The organism is Streptomyces sp. NPDC101194 (genome assembly GCF_044767885.1).
Lineage (GTDB): Bacteria > Actinomycetota > Actinomycetes > Streptomycetales > Streptomycetaceae > Streptomyces.
In genome coordinates, this window is sequence record NZ_JBIWOS010000004.1 from 398,969 (window position 1) to 419,046 (window position 20,078).

Genomic DNA, 20,078 nt, shown 5'->3' on the forward strand with positions numbered 1-20,078 from the left:
TCGTGCGCGCGGCGTGGGCTTCAGAGCGCGATGACGGTCTTGCCGCGTGCGCCGCCCGTCCGGTTGCGGTCGAGGGCCTGGGGGGCCTTCTCCAGCGGGACCTCGATGTCGATGGGCACGCGCAGTACGCCCTCGGCGGCGCCCGCGGCCAGGACGTCCAGCAGTACCGGGGAGGGGTCGAGCCGGAAGTCGATGCCGGTCACGCCCGGGGGGAGAGCGGCGCCGGCGGCGACGCCCCGGGTGCTGAGGGCGATCCCGCGGTCCCGTACGAGCGCGGCGTGGGCGGCGAAGTCGTCCGGGGTGGTGGAGACCAGGTCGACCAGAGCGTCGACGCCGTCCGGGCAGCTTTCCCGTACCGCCGCTCCGAGGGGGTGGTCCGTGGTGTCGATCGTGGCGGTGGCGCCCAGGGCCTCCATCCGCCTGTGCTCGTCGCCGCGCACGGCCGCGATGACACGTACGTCGCGGGCCGCCGCGAGCTGGGTCAGACAGCTGCCGACGCCGCCCGCGGCCCCGATGACCAGCAGGCTCTCGTGGCCGCGGAGCACCGCGATCTCCAGGATCTGGGCGGCCGCCATCCCGGCGGACGGCAGCGCCGCGGCGGTGCGCAGGGAGAGGCCGGGCGGGACGAGGGTGATGGCGGAGTCCTGCGGCACGGACACGTAGTCGCAGTACGTACCGGTGCCGGCCGCCGACCCGGGGACCCGGCCGAAGACCTGGTCACCGACCCGGAACCGGTTGCCGCCGCTGCCGATCATGTCGACCCGGCCCGCGAAGTCCACGCCGACCACCAGCGGGAACGCCTGCGGGGCGAGTTCGTCGTCCAGGGAGCCGCGGGCGGCCTGCCAGTCGCACGGGTTGAGTGCGGCGTACTCGATCCGGACCCGCACCTCACCGGCTTCCGGCTCGGGCTTGGGCATCTCGACCAGTTCGGGGTCGGCCTGGAACGCGCCGACGGCTATCGCTCGCATACGGAAGACCTCTCAGTCGTCCTCGGTCCGGCGGTCACGAGAACCACTCTTCCCCGGCCGGTCCCCCACCGCACGTCGAACCCCGGCCCGCCCGTACGGCCCGTGCCGCCCCGGCCCGTGCCGTCACGGGCCCGTGCGCCGCCGTACCGCCCACAACCGCCCGAGCAGCGCGCCCAGCGCGACCGCCAGCCCCGTGCCGAACACGATCCACGCGGTCGTGCGCAGTGAGCTCGTCAGCGCGTCGTACACCGCCGCCGCACCGCCCGTCTCGCTGTCCGGCACCTCGGCGAGCACCCGGGCGCGGGCGATCGCGACCACCGCGCGCAGGACGAGCGCCCCGAGCGCGAAGCCGAGCCCGGTCACCACCGTGGCCGAGAGCGCGGCGAGCCCGGAGCGCCCGCGCCCCGGTCCGCCGCGCAGCCAGGCCACCACCACGGCCAGGGCGGCGAGAACGACCGTGCCCACGGCGGGCCAGACGCTGCCGGCCCGCAGCAACCGGAAGCTCTGGCGCAGTTGGTCGGCGCGGTCGGCGGAGATGAGCGTGATGTCGGTGTGCTGAACCGGAATCCGGTCGGCGAACGGCACCCCGTTCTCCTCCAGGTTCCGTTTGACCTGCTCGGTCACGGGGCCCAGATCGATGGTCACGGCCTCGCCGGTGTTCCCGTTCAGCGCTGCGGTGACGGCCTGGTGGGCGGTGCGGTTGGCGGCGTTCCACGCGTTCTGGAAGGCGTCGGTGGTGGTGAAGGACATGACCGCCTGGTGGAGGAAGTCACGCACGGTGTTCTGGAGCGGCCCCGCCTCGATCTGCTTCATCGTCGCGTCGGTGATGAGGTCGGCGACGGTGTTCCGCACCTGGGGGTCGGAGGCGAGCGGGGCCACCGCGGCGACGTAACGGTCCGTGTTGTCGATCTCCAGATCCACCCAGGCGGCGAGGGCGCTCAGCGGGACGAGCACGGCGAGCAGCACCAGCACCACCACCGCCAGAGCCGTCGAGAGATACGTCCGCACCCCTCCAGGGAATCCCGTACGGAAGCGGCACGCCCCGGGCCGTACGCCATCCGAGTTGCCGGGCGGCACGGCCGGGTGTGCTCTGGAGGGAAAAGGGGCGACGGAAGGAGTTCTCCGCCATGGCCACTCATGCAGCGATGCGGACCCACCGACGGACCCGGTCCGGGGCACGGTCGCGTCGGCACAGCGCGCGCGCCTGGGCCATTCCCGCCACGCTCGGCGCGGCGTACGGCCTCTACGCCTCGTTCATCCTCCGCAACAACGGCGCGAGCGGCGGCCGGCAGTTCTGGTACGGACTGATCGGCGCGGTGGTGCTCGCCGCCCTGTGCTTCGGGCTGGGCCGCATCCAGCACACCATGCTGCCCCTGGTCCGGGCGGTGGCGTACGGCGCGCTGACGGCCGCGGCGATCGGCCTGCTGGTCGGACTGACCGATTCCAGTGTGCTGCGGTCCTCGGCACTGGGACTGTCGGTCGGCCTCGGGATGTTCATCACGACGTTCTACATCTTCTACACACGGGAAGACGTGGGCGCCCCGAAGCGGCAGAGGGCGTAGCCCCGGCGCATCGGACAGGGGGACGGGCCCGCGCTCGACGCGGGCCCGTCCTCATGTCCTGAGCTGCACGCGGCCGTGTTCAGTCGCGCACGACCGTCACCGGGCACGGTGCGTGCTGGGTGACATGGAGGCTGACCGAGCCGAGCAGGGTCGCCTTGAAGCCGCTGTAGCCGCGTGCCCCGACGACCAGCAGGTTCGCGCCCTTGGCACGCTCCAGCAGGGACTGGGCCGGGTTGCCGATCACCACGATCTTGCTGACCGCGGCCGCGCCCTCGGCTCCCAGGGCCTCCTCCAGCGTCTCGGTGAGGGCCACGGTCGCGACCGCCTGCGGGTCGAAGTCCTCCGGCATGCCCGGCATCATGGACGCCCAGCTGGTCGCGGGGTACTCCCAGCTGTTGACGGCCTCCACGGTGTCACCGGTCAGCTCCGCCTGGCGCACGGCCCAGTGCAGCGCCTTGACCGACGAATCGGAGCCGTCAACGCCCACCACGATCCTGCCCATCCCTGCCTCCAGCTCGGTTCGGCTCAGTGTGCAGAGGCGTCGTACGAGAAACCTCGCACGACGCATCTTTCACTCCAACTCTAGTCAAATCGGGCGGACCTTCGAGCGGTGGGGCCCCGGGGTCCGCCCGGCGGTCAGTCCAGTCGGAGGTCGGCGAGCTGCTGCTCGAACGGCACGACCTCGTCGTCGAGCCCGAGGGTCCTCGGCGCCCCGGAGGCCGCCCGGCCGCCCGCGACCATGGCCGCGAGCTCGCCGCCCGCGCGCCGGATCCGGGACGGCAGGCCCTCGGTGTACTCGTCGCCGGACGAGCCCCAGTCCTCCGACGCCGCGTACACGGAGGTCGGTACGACCGTGGCCCGCAGGTAGGCGAAGAGCGGACGCATCGCGTGTTCCAGGACCAGCGAGTGGCGGGCGGTGCCGCCCGTCGCCGCGATGACGACGGGCTTGCCGGTCAGTGCCGTGTTGTCGATCAGGTCGAAGAACGACTTGAACAGTCCGCTGTAGGAGGCGGTGAAGACGGGCGAGACGGCGATCAGTCCGTCCGCCTCCGTCACCTCCTTGATCGCCTCGTCCAGCGTGCTCGGCGGGAATCCGGTCACCAGGTGATGGGCGATGTCGACGGCCAGGTCACGCAGATCGATCACCCGCACCTCGACCGTGCGGTCCTGCACGGCCAGCAGGCGCTCGCGCGCGGCGCCGGCCAGTCGCTCGGCCAGCAGCCGGGTCGAGGACGGCTGGCTGAGTCCGGCCGAGACGGCGACGATCCTCAGGGGTTCGGTGGCGAACACGCCGGGCGTGGTGGACACGGTGGTCAGCTCTCCTTCGTGGTGGTGCGGGCGGCGACGGCCGGGTGGACAGGGGCGGAGTCCGGGACTCCGGCCGGCCGCAGGTTGGCGAACTCCTTGCGCAGCACCGGGACGACCTCCTCGCCGAGGATGTCGAGCTGCTCCAGGACCGTCTTCAGCGGCAGTCCCGCGTGGTCCATCAGGAACAGCTGGCGCTGGTAGTCACCGACGGCGTCCCGGAAGGACAGGGTCCGCTCGATGACCTCCTGCGGGGAGCCGACGGTCAGCGGGGTCTGCCGGGAGAAGTCCTCCAGGGAAGGACCGTGCCCGTAGACCGGCGCGTTGTCGAAGTACGGGCGGAACTCCCGTACCGCGTCCTGCGAGTTCCTCCGCATGAACACCTGGCCGCCGAGTCCGACGATGGCCTGCTCGGCGGTGCCGTGCCCGTAGTGCGCGTACCGCTGCCGGTAGAGGTTCACCATCTTCTTGGTGTGCTCGATGGGCCAGAAGATGTTGTTGTGGAAGAAGCCGTCGCCGTAGTACGCGGCCTGCTCGGCGATCTCCGGGGAGCGGATCGAGCCGTGCCACACGAACGGCGGGACACCGTCGAGCGGTCGGGGGGTCGCGGTGAAGGACTGCAGCGGCGTGCGGAACTTGCCCTCCCAGTCCACGACGTCCTCGCGCCACAGCTTGTGCAGCAGGGCGTAGTTCTCGATGGCGAGCGGGATGCCCTGGCGGATGTCCTTGCCGAACCAGGGGTAGACCGGCCCGGTGTTGCCGCGCCCCATCATCAGGTCGACGCGGCCGTCCGCGAGGTGCTGGAGCGTCGCGTAGTCCTCGGCGATCTTCACCGGGTCGTTGGTGGTGATCAGCGTCGTGGACGTGGACAGGGTGATCCGGTCGGTGCGGGCGGCGAGGTAGCCGAGCGTGGTCGTCGGCGAGGACGGGACGAACGGCGGGTTGTGGTGCTCGCCGGTCGCGAAGACGTCCAGACCGACCTCCTCCGCCTTCTGAGCGATGGCGACGGTGGCCTTGATCCGCTCGTGCTCGCTCGGTGTCCTGCCGGTCGTCGGGTCCGTGGTCACGTCTCCGACGGTGAAGATCCCGAACTCCATGGCGCCCGCCTCCAGAAACAAGTTGGTTGAATGTTGAACTATGTGAACACACCCTACAACGGAACACCCCCGTCACCTATTCCGCCCCGGTGAGCCGGGCCGGGGCGGTGCGTACCCTGGACGGGATGCGCGGACCGGCCATGGGCCGCACCTTCGACGGAGGCAGGGCAGTGAGCGGGAGCGGCGGCGAGAGCGAGCGGTGGAAGGAGCGCGGCGTGGCCCTGCGCGTCTTCGTCTACGTCTTCGCCACGCATCTCTTCGCGGGCTTCGTCTGGATCCTGTTCTACGTGGGCGAGCACGCCAAGAAGTGAAGTGAGCGGGGTGGGGGACATGGACGGCGCCACACCGGCGCGCCTGGAGGCGGCGCTCGCGGCGGACGACATCTGGAGCGCCCTGTTCGCACTGGCCGAGGAGGCGCCGGACGGCCTGGCTGCCGCCGTCGAGGAGCGCTACGGACGGGCGCCGAAGGGTGAGCGCAGTCACCTCTCCCGGCTGCTCGGGGCGCTCGGTGAACAGGCCGATCCGGCGCTCCTGCGCCTGCTGGGCACGAGCCGGGGCGACGACGCGGCGGACCTGCTCGACAGGGCCGTGCAGCGGCGGTTGCGGCTCCCCGCCGCCGAGCTGCGCAGGCTGTCGGCGGACCTCGGCCCGGTCGGCCCGCTCGTGGACGCCCTGGGCCTGTCGCACGACCCCGGCTTCGCGCCGTTCCTCGGCGGGCTGCTGGACCACGAGCACCTGCGCGGGCGGGCGGCCATGGCGCTGGGGCGGCTCGGCGCACGGGAGTGGACGGTCCCGGTCGCCGAACGTCTGCGCGGCGCGACCGGACTGGAGCATGCCGCTCTCGTCGTGGCCCTGGAACTGATGGGCGATCCCGCGGCGATACCCCACCTCCTGAGAGAGCTGGCGCAGGGGCGGGGGCCGGCGGGCGATGTGCACCACGCACTGGTCACGCTGACGGGCCGGGATCCGCTGCTGCCGCTGACGCCCCCGAACGGCGACTACGGCGCGTTCCTGCACCGCGTCTGGTCGGGGCACCGGTCGGGAGGGCGGCGCACCCCGTCGGTCGATGCCCTCGTGCCCGACTCCCCGCGCCGGGCGCGTTTCACCGTCGAGGACGGCCGGGGCCGCATCCGGATCGACTACGACCCGCCCGTACCGGGTTCCTCCTGGCCCCGCTGGGGCAAGTCCCTGCGGATCGACGGGGAGCCGGTCTACCACGTCGGTTCGGACTGCGGCACCTGCGAGACGACGATGCACCTCCTCGGCTGGCCTCCCGCGGTGGCCCGACAGGGTGCGGACCGCCTGCGCACCGCACTGGCCGATGTCGACGACCTGGGCGCCGGTGCACTCGACGCGGCCGTCCCTCTCATCGAGGAGTTCCCGGCCGGCCACTACCGCGCCCACCTGCTCGACCTCGACCTGGAGCGGGTGACCGACCCGGGGACGTCGTGGTGGTTCCGGCGCCGCGCGCTGCGCGCGGACGCCGAGCCGTACACCGCAGACCCCCTCGACGACTGGCCGGGCACCGACCACTTCCAGCTGCGCGACCGCATACCCGGTGAGACCCCGACGTACGGCGTGCTGCTCCCGTCCCAGCCCCTGGACGCGCTCGACGCGGACACGGTGACCCGGTACGCCTCGGCCGTCGCGGCAGGCCGCCGCCCCGCGGCGCTGGCCCTCGCCTGGGTCGAGGACAGCTACGTAGAGGCCGAGTACCCCGAGCGCTTCCTGGTGGCCGCGGTCCTGGACGGCCACCACAAACTCGCCGCCTACGCGACGGCCGGCGTACCCGCGAGGGTCGTGCTGCTGGCGCGGGCGGAGGACAACCGGGGCCCGGAAGAGGGGTGGAGCGCGGCGTTCGCCGAGGTGCTGGGGCAGTTGCAGGGGGCAGACCCGCGGCCGTAGGAACCGGGCCCTTGGGGCCAGGACCATTCGCCGATGCGGACGAGGGGGCCGGACGCCTACGCTGCGGTCCCCGGCGCGCAGCCGAGCGTGCCGACGTCAGGGAGGGGCCCCGCCGTGCCGTTCACCGGTCAGACCCATGTCCGCATCGCCCGCCCGTCCCGGGACCTCGCCGCAGCCGAGAGGTTCTGGGTGGACGGCCTCGGGCTGGACGTCCTGTTCCGCGCCGAAGCGGGCCGGGAGCCCGGCACGCACGACCTGCTGATGGTGGGCCGTCCGGACGCCTCCTGGCACCTCGAACTCGTCCACGGCGGTGACCACCCCGTCGAACCCCGCCCCACCGACGAGGACCTGCTCGTCCTCTACTTCGACGGTCCGGTGCCGAAGGAGACGGTGGACCGCCTGGAGGAACACGGTGGCAGGCGGGTCGCGTCGCCGAATCCGTACTGGAACGAGTGGGGCGTCACCGTCGAGGACCCGGACGGATACCGCCTCGTGCTCTGCCGACGCGGCTGGTCCAACTCCTGACGGGTCCGCGACCGGTCGAGGTGCCTGCGGCTCCTGCGTCCAGGGCTCGCCCGTGGACGGGGCGCGACCGACGTGTCTTCGACCTGCTCCTGGCCCGGGCCCCGGATGCATGGATGGGCCCGGAAGGTCGCGCGGGCGGAGTCCGGCTCCGTTAAGCTCGCACCATGACCTCCGTACTGTGCCGGAACTGGTGGCGCTCCTCCTAGGAGCGGCCGCCTCATCTGCACGGAACCAGGGCCGTTCGACATGGACGGCCCTTTTCTCTGCCCTCGTACGGGTACGGAAGCCGGTGATCACGGCGGGCCGTCCTCCACGCAACCAGCATTCGCGAGGAGAGAGCCCCATGAACACAGCCACCGCCACCGTCGCACCCATCGCCACCGCGCCCGCCCGGCGCCGCAGTGCCGAGCTGGAGCGGCTGATCCAGCAGGAACCCGGACGGTTCCGGGTGATGACCGGGGACCGGCCCACCGGAGCGCTCCACCTCGGGCACTACTTCGGCACCCTCCACAACCGTGTCCGGCTCCAGGAGCTCGGGGTGGACGTCTTCGTGATCATCGCCGACTACCAGGTGCTGACCGACCGGGACGTGGCCGAACGGCTCACCGAGATCACGGAGGGGCTGCTGCTGGACTACCTGGCCATCGGGATCGACCCGGAACGCTCGACGATCTTCAACCACAGCGCCGTGCCCGCGCTCAACCAGCTGATGCTGCCCTTCCTCAGCCTCGTAACCGTCGCCGAGCTGAACCGCAACCCCACCGTCAAGGACGAGATCGCGCACTCCAGGCAGTCCACCGTCAGCGGGCTGATGTTCACCTATCCCGTGCACCAGGCGGCCGACATCCTGTTCTGCAAGGGCAACCTCGTCCCCGTCGGGCAGGACCAGCTGCCGCACCTCGAAGTCACGCGGACCGTCGCCCGCCGCTTCAACGAGCGGTACGGGGCGGTCTTTCCGGAGCCTGACGCGCTGCTCTCCGCCGCGCCGCTCCTCCTCGGCACGGACGGCACGAAGATGAGCAAGAGCCGGGGCAACTCCATCGCGCTGGGCGCCGACGCGGACGAGACCGCCCGCCTGATCAGGGGCGCGAAGACGGATGCCGAGCGGCACATCACGTACGACCCCGAGAACCGGCCCGGGGTGTCCTCGCTGGTGCTGCTGGCGGCGCTCTGTCTGGACCGGGAGCCGCACGCCGTGGCCGAGGAGATCGGCGGGGGCGGTGCGGCCGCCCTCAAGCGGGCCGTGACCGAGGCCGTCAACAGCCGGATGGCGCCGATCCGGGCCCGGCGGGCGGAGTACGCGCGGGACATGGGGTACGTACGGTCGGTGCTCCGGGTCGGGAACGAGCGCGCCAACGAGATCGCGGCGGCGACGCTGGAGGAGGTGCGGGGGGTGATGGGCGGCGGGCTCCGGTAGCGCTTTTTCAGGTGGCGTCGTGGGGTCGCGACGCCCCCGACACCACCCACGCGGCGAACTCCTCGATGCCGTCGATGAGCGCCTCGAAACGGAAGGAGTGGAAGAGGTCGAAGGCGTGGTGCCCGCCCGGGAGTTCGACGTACACGACCGGCGAGGTGGAGACGGAGCGCAGGGCGGTGACGAGGGCCTTGGGGTTCTCGGTCTCCACCAGCTCGTCCAGGTCGCCGTGCGCGATGAGGAACGGTGGCGCGTCCGACCGGACGAGGTTCACCGGCGAGGTCGCCGGATCCCCGTCGAAGTACTCCCCGAGATAGCCGTTCAGCGCGATGGCGGCGGTCACGGAGGTGTCCGCCTCCTCGAACCCGGGCTGATAGGAGGGTTCGTCGGGGGTGAGGGCGGCGAGCGCCGCCATGTGCCCGCCCGCGGAACTTCCCGACACGAACACGGCCGCCTCGGGGCTCGCGCCGTACTCCTCGGCGTGTTCGCGCGCCCAGGCGATGACCTTCTTCGCGTCGATCACATGGTCGGGGTGTGAAAAGGCGGGCCGCAGCCGGTAGTTGGCGCTGATGCAGACCCAGCCCTGGCTCGCGAGCCGGTAGAGCAGGGGCAGCGACTGGGTGTTCTTGCGGCCCTGGTCGTAGTGGCCGCCGTGGAAGTGGATCAGCACGGAGCCACCCTCGGGACGCGAGCGGTGGTGGTAGACGTCGAGGAGGTTGCGGCGGCCCGCGTCCCCGTAGCTGAGGTTGGCCACCCGTTTGACGTCACCGCGGCGGCGGAAGATGGGCCTGAGCAGAATGCGCGCCAGTGGCGGCCGGCGGCGCGTACCCGTACCGGCGCCGAGCGCCTCGTCCAGAGCGAGCCTGACCGCGGGCGCCGCCCGCATCCCGCGCCGGGCGACCACCACGAGCCCGGCGGCCGAGGCCGCGGCCAGGCCGACGGACACCCGGTCGGCGGCCGTGGCGATGTCGCCCTCCGCGAAGGCCAGTGCCGTCGATGCCACCAGCGCGTAGAGGGCGAGGAACGGTATCTCGTTGAAGACCAGGCCGAGCCGGTAACTGACGTAGAAGAGCGGTTTCGGCCCGCGGATGCGAACCAGGCAGAACACCACGATCAGCGCGGCCAACAGCACGGTCACCAGATAGCCCACAGCCACCCGAATCACTCCCGTTCGACTCTCGATCCCGAGTACCCCATCTGTGGTACCACAGATGGGGTACTTTGGGTACGTGAATCAGGAAAGACGGGATCGCCTGGGCGATGCGGCCATCGTCGTACTGGCGGAAGCCGGCAGCCGGGGCCTGACGCACCGGGCCGTCGACGCCGCAGCGGATGTGCCACTGGGCACGACCAAGAACTACTTCCCCACCAGGGAAGCGCTGTTGCGGGCGAGTACGGAGCGCATCATCGAGCTGTACGCGGCGATCCCCAGACCCGCGCCCGTGGACCGGGCGGGCCTGGCCGTCCTGCTGCGCACGCTCCTGGAGCACGTCGAGGGGCCCGGCCGTGTGCGGGTGCTCGCTCTCCTGGAGCTGCAGCGCGAGGCGACACGGACCCCGTGGCTGGCGGCGCCGCTCGACGCTTTCGCGGCCGCCGATTTCGTGTACTTCGAGCACGTCCAGCGCAGCGCGGGCCTGTCCGTGACCCCGCAGCGCGCCGCCGCCGTCACGCTGGCCCTGCACGCCGCACTCCCCCAACTGGTGGGCGACGGCCCCGCAACGCTGGCGGCGGCCGGGCTCGACGACCTCGACGGGTTCGTCAACGGCCTCCTGGACACGGTGTACGGGGCGGAGCGCGGAGGGCGCTGACCGTGGACCGGGCGGGCCGGACCAGGATCCGGTGGCGGGCGAGCCTCCCCGAGCTCTCGGCTCCGTTCGAGCAGGGGAGACCCCGTCGGCCGCGTGCCGGGCGTCCGGATTTCGGCGCCCACCGGCCCGCGCCGGACACGGCCTACGGCCTCGGGACCATCGTGCTCCGTCGGCGCAGCAGTTCGGCCAGACCGCGACGGGTCGCGGCGATCACCACCCGGTCCTGGGGGCGCAGTACGTATCCCGGGTGCAGGTCCCAGACCAGGCCCGACGGGCGGTCCGTGGAGGCGGGTGCGGGCACGGCCAGATCCGGGCGGCGGTCCTCGGGCGGGGTGGCGTCCAGGGCCAGCACCCGCCAGGCGCCCGCCCGGAACGCCTGCTCCACCGTGCGGCCCTCCAACTGCGGGTGCCCCGCGACCTCGACCGCGGCGAACAGCATCACCTTCCGCTCGACCGGGATCGCGCCCAGGATCTGCCGCCCCATCATGGCGACCGCGAAGGACGGGGCGGCCAGGTGGGAGACGGACCGGGAGCGGGTGAGGGCCTGCGGGTGGGCGGTGCGCAGGGTGCGGTAGACGGCCGTGGCGAACTCGTCGTCGAACAGGCGCAGGGAGACGCGCAGGTCCGGCTTGACCGAGCGGGCGTACAGCGCGGCCTCCAGGTTGGTGGTGTCGACGCTGGTCAGGGCGAGGAGCGCGCGGGCGCGTTGGATCTTCGCCGCCTCCAGCACGCCCTCCTGGGTGACATCGCCGAGCACCACCGGAACGTGCAGCCGCCTGGCCACGGCGATGCCGCGCGCGTCCGGGTCGTCCTCCACGCACACCACGGGAATGCCGAGCTCGCGCAGCCGGACCAGGACCCGTGTGCCGATCTTGCCGAGACCGAGCAGCACCACATGGCCGGAGAGGCCGCGCGGGGGGCGGCGCAGCGAAGACGCCGTACGGAGTGAGCCGAAGGCCTCCAGCACGGCCGCCACGAGCAGCGGGAGCAGCATCAGACCGGCCACGCCGGACAGGAGTTGCAGGATCTGACGGGCGGTCGGATCGCCGATCGCCGGGTCGCCCATCGCGAACAGGTCCAGCAGCGTCAGATACGCGGCGTGCGCCGGATGGTCGCCGGTGGTGAGCCAGGAGGCGACGGCGAGGCCCACGACGGCCAGCCCGACCCCCAGTGCCGACCAGCGCAGCCGCCGGGAGAAGACCTGGCCGAGCGGTGCGCCCCGGCCGCCCATCCGGGGTGGCGGACCGGCCGGGCCCGACTGGCTGACCGCTTCCAGCACGACCGTGCCGCGGCCTGTCGCCGCGGCCACCTGGCTCTCGTCGGGCAGGAGTTGAGGACCCTCGTCGCCGCTGCTGTCGGATCCCTCGGTGCCCGCCGGGTCATGGGTGGTGGAGGAGAGCAGCGCGAGGGTGCACAGGCCCGGGTCGGCGATCCGGCCGTCCCCGGGCGGGGTGCGTTCGGCGGCGCGCAGCAGCAGGCCCTCCGCCTGGATGACCTTGCTGGAGCCGGTGAGGGCGGTCGCCGCGAGGGCGGGCGCGGCGGTGTCCGCGTCGGACAGGACGGTGGTCGAGGCGTCCAGCGCGGCCGGGTCGAGGCCGGGAGCGGAGACGGCGGCGGCCTGGTCGAGCAGCGTCTCCAGATGCTGGCCCAGCTTCCGGTTGTAGAGCCGGATGACCAGCCGGACCCGGGGGTTGAGGCGACGGGCGGTCAGCGCGGCGCGGATGTTGCGCTCGTCGTCGTCGTAGACCAGGGCCAGCGCGGCGGCCGATTCGACGCCCGCCTCCTCGAAGATCTCGTCGGAGGGCTCCGGCGCCTCCAGGATGCGTACCGCCTCGACCCCGGCGTTGGTGTCGCCGTCCCCGGGACCACCCGCGGCTCCGTTCCCGCCGTTGCGGTTCATCGCCTGCGACATCCGGCCGAACAGCGCCGCCGCCCGGCCCCGCCCGGTCAGCGGCAGTTCGGGCCGGCGTGCGTCGTGTCGGGGCGGCAGGACGAGGGTGACTCGCTCCCCGTACACATAGCGCAGCTCCACGGCGAGCCGCTGGGCCAGTGCGTCGTCACCGCAGACGACCATGTGTCCGCTGAACGGGGAGCGTTGGGGTTGCTGGGGGAATGGGGGCACGTGACCCAGCATGCCTTGCTCCTCTCCGTCGTACCCGGCCCGTCAGTGATCTTCCTGTGGAAGATCTGGGGGTGGCGCCGCGTGCCGGGGCGGCGGGCCCGCGAGCAGATGGCGGGGGTCGGTGGCCCGCACGATCGCCGACTCCACCGCCGCGATCCGGTCCGCGAGCAGCCCCAGCGCGGCGACCGCCCGGGTCACGGGGTCGCCGTCCGGGCCGCCGAGCGTCTGCGTGCGGACGTAGGAGGCGGTGATCGCCGACCAGCGCGCGGACTGTTCGGCGGTGAGCCGGCCGCGCAGCGCCGCGAGCTTCAGCAGGTTGGACTCGGCGCCGGTGGTCAGCGTCTGGGCCTCGCCCGCGTAGTGGTCGTCGACGACGGCGAGGAGTTCGGCGTCGTTCATCACCGGCACGATCCGTTCGGCGATCTTGTTCATGTTGCGGTACGAGCCCTGCAGCCGGAACGGCGGTTCGGTGCGCGTCGCGTCCGTCCGCGCGGCCGAGGCGATGTACGCGGCGTTGACGGCCAGCACCGTGTCCCGCGCGGTCAGCAGATGGCGCAGGACCGAGACGATCCGCTCCACCTCGGCGGGCGCGTACGGATGGTCGAACCGGTCCGCGCCGACCGCGGGCGCCGTGCCGGAGGCGAGCCGCAGGAAGCGGGCGAGATCCTCGCGGGAACGCCCGGCGAGCGGCGCCAGCACCGGGTTGGCGGTCAGCGCGTTCTCGACGAAGCTCAGCGCGAAGACGTCCTCCCGGCCGCTCAGCACCTCGCCGAGATTCCACACGTCGGCCCGGTTGGCGAGCATGTCGGGGATCCGGAACCGCGCTCCCGACTCGGTGTACGGATTGCCCGCCATGCACACCGCGAACCTCTTGCCCCGCAGGTCGTAGCTGCGCGGTTCACCGTCCCGCACGCCCTCGATCCGGCGGGTGGCGTCGCAGAGCGGAATGAACTTCTGGAGCAGTTCGGGCGAGGTGTGCTGGATGTCGTCGAGGTAGAGCAGCGTGTTGTTGCCCGTCTCCAGGGCGAAGTTGATCTTCTCGATCTCCTGGCGGGCGGTCGCGGTGCGCGCCTGCGCCGGGTCGAGGGAGGTCACGTCGTGGCCGAGGTTCGGCCCGCTGATCTTGACGAGGACCAGTCCGAGCCGGTCGGCCACGTACTCCATGAGCGTCGTCTTGCCGTAGCCGGGCGGCGACACCAGCAGCAGCAGACCCTGCGAGTCGGTGCGCCGGTCGGCGTCGGCGGTGCCGAGCTGCTTGGCGAGGCTGTCGCCGATCAGCGGCAGATACACCTCGTCCAGGAGGCGGTTGCGGACGAACGCCGACATGACGCGCGGCCGGTGGTCGTCCAGCCGCAGCCGGGCGCGTTCGGCGGCCACGAGCGCGGTGCGCCGGCGCTGGTAGGCCCGGAACCCGGGAACGGTGGCGGTGCGGAACTCGGCGGTACGGGCGAGGAGTTCGTCGATGCGGACGGTCAGCCGGCCCCGGTCGATACGTGGATGGGTGCCGAGCAGGCCGTCCACGGTCGCGGTGAGCGGCGCCTCGCACTCGTACCGGTCGAGCACCGGCTCCGGGCACAGCTCGACGGCGACGGCCTCCGCCAGATCGCCCGCGTCGATCTCGTTGCCGCTCGCGGCGGCGTACGGGACGAGCCAGCCCTCGACCAGCTGACGCCGGGCACGGAGGTCGTCGTGGAGGGCGGCGAGATCCTCGTCGTACGCCGAAGAGCCGGTCGCACGACGGAACTTGTCCAGGAACGTGCGCACGGTGGCGCTCGTGACGAAGCCGGCCGGTCCGCTCGTCAGCTCCTCGAAGAGGTACGCGGCGACGGCCCCGGAGTCCGCGCCCCGGACGCCGGAGCCCCCGAAGTCCCCGGCCCGGACGGCGTCCGCCCACTCCTCCTGGAGCGCCTGGACGGCCGGGGCGAGGCCGAACGTCTCACGGGCGCGGGCCAGCGAGAGGGCCCGCCGGGTCCACGAGGTGCGCCGGGCCTCGTCCGTCCCGTACGCCCAGAACAGCTGCGCCGCCGCTCGTACGGCGGGCGGACGCCGCAGCAGTCCGGCCCCGGCGTGCAGCCCGAGCAGGGCGGTGAGGATCGCGGCGGCATCCTCGTCGTGGACACCGCGCTGGTGGCCCTCGTCGTACGCGGCGGCGGCCGACTCCCTCACCAGGGAGGCGAGTTCCGCGGCGTCCAGGGCGGAGAGGGCGTCGGCGCCGTGCTCGTCCAGGAGCCGGGCCGCCAGGTGCTCGGCGCGGTAGACGTGGCGCGACTCCGAGGGCAGCGTCTGGTCCCAGTACGGGCGGGTGGCCTCGAACTCCGGGTCGGTGACCGGCGCCCGGTAGTCCGTGCCGGTGAGCGCGAACGCGAGCCGGTCCCCGTGCGGGACGAGCGTCAGGTCGAAGGGCTGGGTGTTCACCGCGAACCGGTGCCGGCCGAGCCGGATCGTGGCGCCGCCGTCCGCGTACAGCTCCCCGCGGTCGCGCAGGGCCCGCCCGGCCTCCTGCCGGGCGGCCAGCAGCTGTCCGTCGAGTTCCTCGGCACGCACCGGGTCGCCGAGCTCGCGCAGTTCGTCCGCGGTGCGGCGGATCTTCGCGACCATCGGGTCGGAGCCGAAGTACGTGTGGACGGCGTCCAGGTCGGGCAGCGCGGCCAGCCGCCGGGAGACCGTCTCCAGTACCCGTGCCGCCGAGTCCGCCAGCCGCTCGGCCCGCCGGGCACGGGCGTCCTGCAGGGTCTGCTTGCGCGCCGAGAATGCCTCGTACACCTCCGTGCGCCGCTCGGCCAGCTCGGCGAGGAAGTCGTCGAACTCCGCGAACCGCGACTCCAGGTTCTCCAACTGCAGCAGCAGTCGGGCCAGTTGGTCGTCACAGGCATCCGGGGTGTCCGCGGCGGCCAGTGCCCCGGTGACGGCCTGCCCGAGCAGCGCGAACTCGGCGGCGAACTCGGCGCGGCCCTCGTGGTCGAGGAGTTCGCGGCGTCGCGCGTCGAGGACGGCGCGGGCCCGGTTGACCCCGCCGAGGACCTCGGCGATCCGTTCCAGGATCGACGTACGGACCGTCGCGTCACCGATGTCGAGCCCGGCGACCACGTCGGTGACGGTGCCCAGGCCCTCCGTCATCTCCGTCAGCCGGTCGCCGAGCGCCGAGGCGTCCACGACGGTGGCGAGCGCGGCGGCCTCGGCGGTCAGGCGGGCGATGTCCTCGTGGTGGCCGGCGAACGCGTCGTCCCGGCCGAGGAACTCCACGGCGCGCCGGCCGGCCGCGTCGATGTCGGCGGCCGTGGCGGTGGTCAGCTCGGTGATCCGCTCGGTGTCCGCGTACCGCATCTCGGCGAGGGTGGCCAAACGGCCGTGTGCCCTGCGCAGTTCGGTGAGCTGGGCCACCCAGTCGGCGGCCGTGCGCGGGGCCTCGCCGCGGATGCGGCGGACGAGCGCGGTGAGCCGGTCCGCCGTCTCGGTGAGGGCGTCGGCGGCCTGCCGGGTCAGCTCCCGCACCGTCTCGAACTCGGCGAGGACCTGCTGGGCGGTGTCCCGCAGCTCCGCCAGCGGGGCGGCGAGGGCGCCGAGGTCGGGGTCGGTGAGCCAGTGGTAGCGGTCGGTGGCGCGGGTGCAGTCCGCGACCAGCTGGGCGTACACGGCGGCGGTCGGGGTCGTCTCGGCGGCGCTGTGCGCGAGCGCCAGGCAGTCGGAGATGCCGCGCACCAGATCGGCGTTGCCGACCCGGGCGAGCGGACCGGACCCGGCGGGACGGGAGGCGGCGTGGGTGTCGGAGACGTAGGGGGTCAGCCAGCGCTGCACCGGGTGGACCCGGGCCGGTTCGTCACCCGTGGCGGTGGAGCGCAGCAGGACCAGCGTGCCGTCGTCGAGCAGGGCGTGGCCGCGGCCCTGGAGCGGAGTGGCGACCTCCTGCCGGATCAGGTTGTAGGGCAGGAGCAGGCCGCGGCCGTCGTCGGGGGAGCGGAAGACGTACAGGACGTCCTCACCGTTCGGGGAGCGGACCGCGCCCTCGAAGACCGGGTCGGTGAGCGGTTCGGCGATGTCGAAGGTCTTCACGGTGCCGGTGGTGAGGTAGTACCCGCCGGGGAAGATGATCCCCTGGTCCTCCGGCAGCCGGTGGCATGCGGGCCCGATGCCGTCCAGGCGCAGGACCGTGCCGAGCAGCGTGTTGAAGACCAGGTACCGCCACGACTCCTCGTTGTACGGGCGGACGCGGAGCAGGACCAGCGGTCCGATCGTGGCATGTTCGACATCCGCGTCGGCGAGGGACTGGAGGGGTTCGGTGACCGGCTCCTCGTAGATGCCGTCCGGGGTGTCGGTGTCGTCGACCGTCTTGACGGTGAGGGTGCCGCCGAGCGTGTCGACGAACAGGGCGGCGCCCGTGCCGTCCGCGTCCCCGCCCACGGCGATGTGCGGGTGGCGGCCCAGGACGTGGGACTCGCGGCCCGCGACGGTCCAGGTGAAGTCGTGCGACGGCGGGAAGACGTGGTCCCGGTCGCCGCGCGCGTCGAGGAAGGCGCCGGGCGAACCGTCCGGGGCGAGCGCCCAGCGCAGCACGCGGATGCCGTCGGCGCTCTCGCCGGTGCGGAAGACGGCGAGCAGCCTGCCGTCCACGCGGCGCAGCCGCAGCAGGCGGGCGTCGCGGTAGTAGCGGTGCAGTGCGGTGAACTCGCGTACGAAGGCCTCGTCGCCGAGCAGGCCGCCCCGGTCCGGGGCGGTCAGCTCCGGGTCGTACAGCGCGAGTACGTCCGCGACCTCGGGCGGCTGTGCCGCCCCCGGACCCCGCTCGAAGCCGAACAGCAGCCGACCGCCGACGGCCACCAGGTCGCGGGGTACGGACGCCTGCTCGGTACGGATCCGCTCGGAGCCGGTGAGCCGCAGCTCGGTCGAGCCGAACTCCTCGGTGCGCCGCGCGTTGAGCGCCTCGGCGCGGCTCGCGAGTTCGGCGGCCCGGTCGGCCAGCCGGCGGCGCAGCACGTCGTACGTCCCCGCGTCCACGGGGCCGCCGGCGGGCGGTGCGGTCGTGGTGTCGGTTTCCATACGTACGGCCTTTCCTACGAGGTCTGTGGTGCGGGTGGTGCGGGCCCGCCCGGTGCTGGGGACGGGAGCGGTCACCGGACGGGCCCGGGGTCGCCCGGGGCCGGGCCCTGCCGCCCGGCCCCGGATGCCGCTACGCGACCGGCGACCCGTTCCGTGCGGCGGGTACGTCCGAGCCACCCGCCGTGGCGGCCGGACCGCTCACCGCGGCGCCGCCCGCCGCCCCGGTCACCGCGGACACCGGCACATCGGCCAGGCCCAGTTCCTGGACCGTCGTCAGCAGCTTCTGCGCCTGTCCCGGCGCGAGCCCCGCGCCCGGCGTCCGCATCATCCGCATCAGCAGGGCCGACACCGTGAGGTTCTGCACGTCCCCCGTCGACACCGAGCTCAGCACCCGGGTCAGATCGTCCGTGAACGACGAGGTGCCGTTCAGCCACGGACCCGCGAGCGCCTTCGCCGTGTCCGAGTTCTCCACGAACCCGTCGAAGCTCTTGCCCATCGAGATGGACGAGACGAGGCGGTCGAAGAAGACCGACTCCCCGCCGACGATGTCGATGTCGGCGTTCTCCAGCCCCGTGGCCAGCACCGTCGCCTGCGCCTCGGCGACCTGCCGCTGCACATCGAGCCCGGCCAGCCGGATCTCCTTCTCCGCGGCGAGCCGCAGCCGGTACTCCTCGTGGCCGCGCGAGGCGTCGTCCAGCGCCGCCATCGCGGCCGCCTTCTCGGTGAGGCCCGCGGCCTCGGCCTTCAGCTTCTCGCCGATCATCGCCGCGTCGGCGGTGGCCTGGGCCTGGGTGCCCTCCGCGGTGGCCAGCGCCTTGAGCCTGGCCCCCTCCGCCTCGGCCTTGAGCCGGGCGGACGCGGCCTCGGCCTCGGCGAGCCCCGTCTTCTCGATGACGTCGGCCTCCGCGTCGCGCACCTGGACCTCCGCGAGGCCGGGCGCCGCGGACTCCGCCTGGATGCCCTCGGCCAGCCGCAGCTTCGCCTGGGCGTCCAGGTCCGCGGTCTTCAGCCGGGCCTCGGCGAGCGTCAGCTGCTCGGCCGCCAGGTGGCCGGCCGCCGCCTCCGCCGCCTCCGCGGCCTTGATGTCCTTGACCAGCTTCTCCTGGGCCTCCGCCTCGGCGGCGATGATGACCGACTTGCGGGTGCGCTCCGACTCCTCGACGGCCCGCAGGGTCTTGATGGACTCCTCCTGCTCGGCGACCGTGCGGTCCACGGCGATCCGCTCCCGGATCACATCGGCGACCTCGCGGCGCTCCGCCTCGACCTCCTTCGTCGCGGCGATCCGGTCGAGTTCGGTCTGCCGCTCGCGCCCGATGACCTCGATCAGCCGGTCCTTCTCGATGCGCTCGTTCTCCACGGCGATGACCCGCTCGCGGTTCTTCTGCGCGACGGCGATCTCCCGCGCCTGGTTCTCGCGCTGGATGCCGAGCTGCTCCTCGGTACGGATGAACGCGCCCTGGGCGCCGAGCCGTTCCTCCTCCTGGACCTTGGCGGTCGCGGCCTCCTCGCGGGCCCGCAGCGTCTCGACCTCGCGGCGCTGCTTGATCTCGGCCTCGGCCTGCCGGCGCTCCAGCTCCAGGATGGTCTCGCGGGCGTCGACGTTCTGCCGGGTGATCTCCTTCTGCTCGGTGCGCTGGTACTCGTTGGTGCGCACGTGCTCGATCGCCGTCAGCTCGGTGATCTTGCGGATGCCCTGGGCGTCGAGGATGTTGGCTCCGTCGAGCTGCGCCATGGGCGTCTGCTCCAGGAAGTCGATCGCCGCGTCGTCGAGGTGGTAGCCGTTCAGGTCCGTGCCGATGACCCGGATGATCCGGTCCCGGAACTCCTCGCGCTTGGTGTACAGATCGACGAAGTCCAGCTGCTTGCCGACGGTCTTGAGCGCCTCGGCGAACTTCGCGGCGAAGAACTCCTGGATCGCCACCTTGTCGCTGGCCCGCTCCGTTCCGATGGACTGGGCGACCTTGATGACGTCCTCGACGGTCTTGTTGACGCGCACGAAGAAGTTGATGTGGATGTCGGCGCGGATGTTGTCCTGGCAGATCAGGCCCTCGCGCCCGGTGCGGCGGATCTCGATGGTCTTCACCGAGATGTCCATGTACTCGGCCTTGTGCAGCACCGGCAGGACGACGGCCCCGGTGAAGGTGACATCGACCTTCTTGGTCTTGGAGATGATCAGCGCCTTGCCCTGTTCCACCTTGCGGAAGAGCCGGCTGATGACGAGAAGCAGGGCGACGGCGATGAGCAGGACAACGGCTACGAGCACACCGAAGCCCAGGGTGATGGCATCCATGACAGTCCTTGACGGCTGGTGAGGAAGGTGGTGAGGAGAGAGGGGCCC

Annotated in this window: 15 protein-coding genes; 6 read left to right on the plus strand and 9 right to left on the minus strand. The window is 72.5% G+C overall.

The window, feature by feature from the left end:
• Positions 1–20: 20 nt before the first annotated feature.
• A complete protein-coding gene (locus ACIRP2_RS18430) occupies positions 21–968 on the minus strand; it encodes an NADP-dependent oxidoreductase (protein WP_404251436.1) in 948 nt (315 codons plus the stop codon).
• Positions 969–1,091: 123 nt separating this feature from the next.
• Positions 1,092–1,976 carry a hypothetical protein gene (locus ACIRP2_RS18435; RefSeq protein ID WP_404251438.1) on the minus strand — a complete coding sequence of 295 codons (885 nt, stop codon included), beginning with the start codon at positions 1,974–1,976 and terminating at the stop codon, positions 1,092–1,094.
• A 119-nt stretch (positions 1,977–2,095) separates the two neighbouring features.
• Here ACIRP2_RS18435 and ACIRP2_RS18440 point away from each other — a divergent pair, with 119 nt between their 5' ends.
• Complete coding sequence (locus ACIRP2_RS18440; protein ID WP_404251440.1) at positions 2,096–2,530, plus strand: hypothetical protein; 435 nt, start codon at positions 2,096–2,098, stop codon at positions 2,528–2,530.
• A gap of 79 nt (positions 2,531–2,609) precedes the next feature.
• On the opposite strand, the gene ACIRP2_RS18445 is transcribed toward ACIRP2_RS18440, so the two are convergent.
• The 3 genes from ACIRP2_RS18445 to ACIRP2_RS18455 all read right to left on the minus strand — a co-directional run bounded on the left by ACIRP2_RS18445 (position 2,610) and on the right by ACIRP2_RS18455 (position 4,932).
• On the minus strand, positions 2,610–3,032 hold the full coding sequence (locus ACIRP2_RS18445; RefSeq protein ID WP_365689484.1) for a universal stress protein: 423 nt from the start codon (positions 3,030–3,032) through the stop codon (positions 2,610–2,612).
• Between the two features lie 134 nt (positions 3,033–3,166).
• Positions 3,167–3,820 carry an FMN reductase gene (locus ACIRP2_RS18450; RefSeq protein ID WP_404251941.1) on the minus strand — a complete coding sequence of 218 codons (654 nt, stop codon included), beginning with the start codon at positions 3,818–3,820 and terminating at the stop codon, positions 3,167–3,169.
• A gap of 23 nt (positions 3,821–3,843) precedes the next feature.
• Positions 3,844–4,932 carry an LLM class flavin-dependent oxidoreductase gene (locus ACIRP2_RS18455; RefSeq protein WP_404251442.1) on the minus strand — a complete coding sequence of 363 codons (1,089 nt, stop codon included), beginning with the start codon at positions 4,930–4,932 and terminating at the stop codon, positions 3,844–3,846.
• A 170-nt stretch (positions 4,933–5,102) separates the two neighbouring features.
• Between ACIRP2_RS18455 and ACIRP2_RS18460 the strand changes: the two genes are divergently transcribed.
• From ACIRP2_RS18460 to trpS, 4 genes are all read left to right on the plus strand, one after another.
• Positions 5,103–5,243, plus strand: a complete 141-nt coding sequence (locus ACIRP2_RS18460) for a DUF6126 family protein (RefSeq protein WP_404251943.1) — start codon at positions 5,103–5,105, stop codon at positions 5,241–5,243.
• A 19-nt stretch (positions 5,244–5,262) separates the two neighbouring features.
• Complete coding sequence (locus tag ACIRP2_RS18465) at positions 5,263–6,837, plus strand: hypothetical protein (protein ID WP_404251444.1); 1,575 nt, start codon at positions 5,263–5,265, stop codon at positions 6,835–6,837.
• Between the two features lie 114 nt (positions 6,838–6,951).
• Complete coding sequence (locus tag ACIRP2_RS18470; RefSeq protein WP_404251446.1) at positions 6,952–7,362, plus strand: VOC family protein; 411 nt, start codon at positions 6,952–6,954, stop codon at positions 7,360–7,362.
• A gap of 343 nt (positions 7,363–7,705) precedes the next feature.
• Complete coding sequence (gene trpS, locus ACIRP2_RS18475; RefSeq protein ID WP_404251448.1) at positions 7,706–8,779, plus strand: tryptophan--tRNA ligase; 1,074 nt, start codon at positions 7,706–7,708, stop codon at positions 8,777–8,779.
• Positions 8,780–8,786: 7 nt separating this feature from the next.
• On the opposite strand, the gene ACIRP2_RS18480 is transcribed toward trpS, so the two are convergent.
• Positions 8,787–9,932, minus strand: a complete 1,146-nt coding sequence (locus tag ACIRP2_RS18480) for an alpha/beta hydrolase (protein WP_404251450.1) — start codon at positions 9,930–9,932, stop codon at positions 8,787–8,789.
• Positions 9,933–10,005: 73 nt separating this feature from the next.
• Here ACIRP2_RS18480 and ACIRP2_RS18485 point away from each other — a divergent pair, with 73 nt between their 5' ends.
• Positions 10,006–10,584 carry a TetR/AcrR family transcriptional regulator gene (locus tag ACIRP2_RS18485; RefSeq protein ID WP_404251452.1) on the plus strand — a complete coding sequence of 193 codons (579 nt, stop codon included), beginning with the start codon at positions 10,006–10,008 and terminating at the stop codon, positions 10,582–10,584.
• A 142-nt stretch (positions 10,585–10,726) separates the two neighbouring features.
• On the opposite strand, the gene ACIRP2_RS18490 is transcribed toward ACIRP2_RS18485, so the two are convergent.
• The 3 genes from ACIRP2_RS18490 to ACIRP2_RS18500 all read right to left on the minus strand — a co-directional run bounded on the left by ACIRP2_RS18490 (position 10,727) and on the right by ACIRP2_RS18500 (position 20,030).
• A complete protein-coding gene (locus ACIRP2_RS18490) occupies positions 10,727–12,718 on the minus strand; it encodes an NAD-binding protein (RefSeq protein ID WP_404251454.1) in 1,992 nt (663 codons plus the stop codon).
• 30 nt (positions 12,719–12,748) lie between these two features.
• A complete protein-coding gene (locus ACIRP2_RS18495; protein ID WP_404251456.1) occupies positions 12,749–17,740 on the minus strand; it encodes a DNA repair ATPase in 4,992 nt (1,663 codons plus the stop codon).
• A 130-nt stretch (positions 17,741–17,870) separates the two neighbouring features.
• Positions 17,871–20,030, minus strand: coding sequence for a flotillin family protein (locus tag ACIRP2_RS18500; RefSeq protein WP_404251458.1), 2,160 nt, complete (start codon positions 20,028–20,030; stop codon positions 17,871–17,873).
• Between the last annotated feature and the right edge of the window lie 48 nt (positions 20,031–20,078).

Bases quoted from the DNA above. Each gene is read 5' to 3' on its own strand.
- ACIRP2_RS18430 (WP_404251436.1), bottom strand. From the start codon at position 968: ATGCGAGCGATAGCCGTCGGCGCGTTCCAGGCCGACCCCGAACTGGTC.
- ACIRP2_RS18440 (WP_404251440.1), top strand. From the start codon at position 2,096: ATGGCCACTCATGCAGCGATGCGGACCCACCGACGGACCCGGTCCGGG.
- ACIRP2_RS18500 (WP_404251458.1), bottom strand. From the start codon at position 20,030: ATGGATGCCATCACCCTGGGCTTCGGTGTGCTCGTAGCCGTTGTCCTG.
- ACIRP2_RS18490 (WP_404251454.1), bottom strand. From the start codon at position 12,718: ATGCTGGGTCACGTGCCCCCATTCCCCCAGCAACCCCAACGCTCCCCG.
- trpS (WP_404251448.1), top strand. From the start codon at position 7,706: ATGAACACAGCCACCGCCACCGTCGCACCCATCGCCACCGCGCCCGCC.
- ACIRP2_RS18445 (WP_365689484.1), bottom strand. From the start codon at position 3,032: ATGGGCAGGATCGTGGTGGGCGTTGACGGCTCCGATTCGTCGGTCAAG.
- ACIRP2_RS18495 (WP_404251456.1), bottom strand. From the start codon at position 17,740: ATGGAAACCGACACCACGACCGCACCGCCCGCCGGCGGCCCCGTGGAC.
- ACIRP2_RS18455 (WP_404251442.1), bottom strand. From the start codon at position 4,932: ATGGAGTTCGGGATCTTCACCGTCGGAGACGTGACCACGGACCCGACG.
- ACIRP2_RS18465 (WP_404251444.1), top strand. From the start codon at position 5,263: ATGGACGGCGCCACACCGGCGCGCCTGGAGGCGGCGCTCGCGGCGGAC.